Genomic DNA, 2,654 nt, shown 5'->3' with positions numbered 1-2,654 from the left:
GCATAACCTTGCAAAAAAGGAACCAGTTCTGGTTAATAAAAAAAAGCACGGTGTACCCCAAGTTATAGCAAATTCAGAATAAGTGTAAAATTAAAATTGGCGGATTCCCGCCGATTTTAATTTTGTTATGGGTCAAAAAAGGACTCACCGTTTAAAGCCGCCTTAAAAAATGTTCTTTCATCATATAATTTTCTGATTATATATGAAACTCAGCCTGTTATTTGTGAGTCTGGGGATTGGGCCTGTTTTATCAGGCGTATTTCAAAAGTCACATTAGACTGATTATAAAATGACCTGGACTGACACTTTTTCATTTGAATTCCTTATCAATTGAGATTTCCAGTGATTTTTGACCGTAGATTAGCCTGATCAAACAGGCCCAATCCACAATTTGGCTGAGTTTCATGGGTAATCAAGATTGTTTTTCCTCTATTCCACGGTCACGCTCTTGGCCAGATTCCTCGGCTGATCAACATCACAGCCCCTTCTGGCTGCTATCTCATAGGAGAGTATCTGGGCGGGAATTGTATAGAGAATCGGGTTCATTTCTTCGTGAACCTCCGGCAGATAAATCACATCATCGGTCAGTTTTGCCAGATGGCTGTCACCCTCTGTACCAAAGAGAATAAGACGTCCTTTTCTTGCCTTTATCTCCTCCACATTGGACAGACTTTTGCTGTAGACCCCATCCCTGGGAATCAGGGCGACGATGGGCATTTCCTTGTCGATCAGGGCAATGGGACCGTGTTTCAGCTCTCCGGAGGCATAGCCTTCGGCGTGAATATAGGATATCTCTTTTAATTTCAATGCGCCTTCAAGGGCAATGGGAAAACTGAGCCCCCGACCAACAAAGAGAAAATCACGACAATCCCAGAAATCATCAATCAGGTCTTCTATGTCAGTACGGATACGTGGCAGTTCCCTGTCTACCACACCGGCAATATCTACCAGCGCCCTGCCCAGTTCCCTGCTTTTTTCAGGAGAAATCGTCTCTTTTTTCCGGGCCAGAAACAGGGTGAAAAGAAAGAGTGCCGCAAGCTGGGAAATAAACGCCTTGGTGGATGCCACTCCTATTTCCGGACCGGCGTGGGTGTAGATAGTACCGTCGGCCTCTCTTGTCATGGTTGAACCGACAACATTGCAGATAGTAACCACCTTTGATCCCATCTCCTTAGCTCTCCTGATACCGGCAAGAGTATCTGCAGTTTCTCCGGACTGGGAAATAGAAACCGTCAACACCCGTTTATCTATCAACAAATTTCTGTATCTGAATTCTGAGGCTATATCCACTTCCACCGGAATACGGGCAAATTTTTCTATCCAGTATTTGGCAATGAGGGCCGCATGCCAGGACGTTCCACAGGCCACCAGAAATATTCTGTCAAAAGAGTCTATGGCCTCGCGATCAAGATTGATCTCCGGCAGATCAACCTCACCTGTTTCAGGATTAATTCTGCCACTGATTGTATTTGTTATCGCCTGGGGTTGCTCAAAAATCTCCTTGAGCATGAAATGTTTGTAACCGGCTTTTTCGGCCATTCCTGCGTTCCAGTCAATAGTCCTGACCTCTTTTTCCACGAGAAGACCGGTCTCAAGGGACTGGATCTCACAACTTTGCGACGTGATAACAGCAAGTTCCATGTCATCCATGAAAATAACTTTATTGGTATAAGGTAAAAACGCCGGAATATCGGAGGCAAGAAAATTCCCCTCTTCTCCTCCTAATCCGAGAACCAGAGGACTCTGGTTTCTCACACCGATAATGGTATCCTCCATTCCGGCCCAGAGAACACCAATGGCATAAGCGCCCTCAATTCTCTCAATGGCCTTTTTTACCGCAGCCACCAGATCCTTATCGAGATATTCCTCAATAAGATGCGCCAGCACTTCCGTATCCGTCTCTGAAGAAAAAACATGTCCCTTTTCCTTCAGTTCAAGCCTGAGGGAGTGGTAGTTTTCGATGATACCGTTATGGATGACAACAAGATCTCCAGTACAGTCACTATGGGGATGGGCGTTTTCAGTAGTCGGCGCGCCATGGGTGGCCCACCTGGTATGGCCAAGGCCGATATGTGATGGCGCAATGAGGGCTGAGTCAATGATTTGTTCAAGCTTTGACAGTTTGCCTTTCGCACGATGCTTGACGAGCCGGCCCTCTTCCAGATAAACTATACCGGCGGAATCATACCCGCGGTATTCAAGCCTTCTGAGACCTTCCAGAACCACGGGAACAACCTTTCGGGGACCACAATACCCTACAATACCACACATAACTTCACCTTTTTATTTTTTGATTACCACCATGAAACCCAGGCGTAACTGCTCACATGTGTCAGGTTGAGTTTTGTACCTGACTGGTTTTATTTTTAATATCCCATACTCATGATCGATATAATGAGCCGAATCCTGACAACATTATCTGAACATACCAGTTTTTTCTTTCAACTCCAGCAAAAAAAATGTAGTATTGCACGGTTTTCATGAATTATAAACAAAAGAACCTGCAAAAATATGGGCACCTGTGAGTAATTACGGAAAAAGTGCAGGATACGGGTTCTAATCTTCAGGTATTCAAAACACTATGAACGACAAACAGCGGTTAAAAAATATTCTTCTTGAAAAATCATACAGGAAAGGAACCTTTACCCTTACCT

1 protein-coding gene is annotated in these 2,654 nt (G+C 44.6%); it reads right to left on the bottom strand.

Annotated features, from left to right (window positions below; genetic code table 11):
* Positions 1–429 precede the first annotated feature (429 nt).
* Complete coding sequence (gene glmS / locus ACXLDX_RS14070) at positions 430–2,271, bottom strand: glutamine--fructose-6-phosphate transaminase (isomerizing) (RefSeq protein WP_457577821.1); 1,842 nt, start codon at positions 2,269–2,271, stop codon at positions 430–432.
* Positions 2,272–2,654 lie beyond the last annotated feature (383 nt).

It is taken from the genome of Desulfomarina sp. (assembly GCF_054039375.1).
The sequence above is the reverse complement of the archived record's forward strand: the minus strand, read 5'-3'. Positions and strand labels throughout refer to the sequence as shown.

What these genes read in the sequence shown, in the direction of transcription:
- glmS (WP_457577821.1), bottom strand. Translation starts at nt 2,271, where the DNA reads ATGTGTGGTATTGTAGGGTATTGTGGTCCCCGAAAGGTTGTTCCCGTG.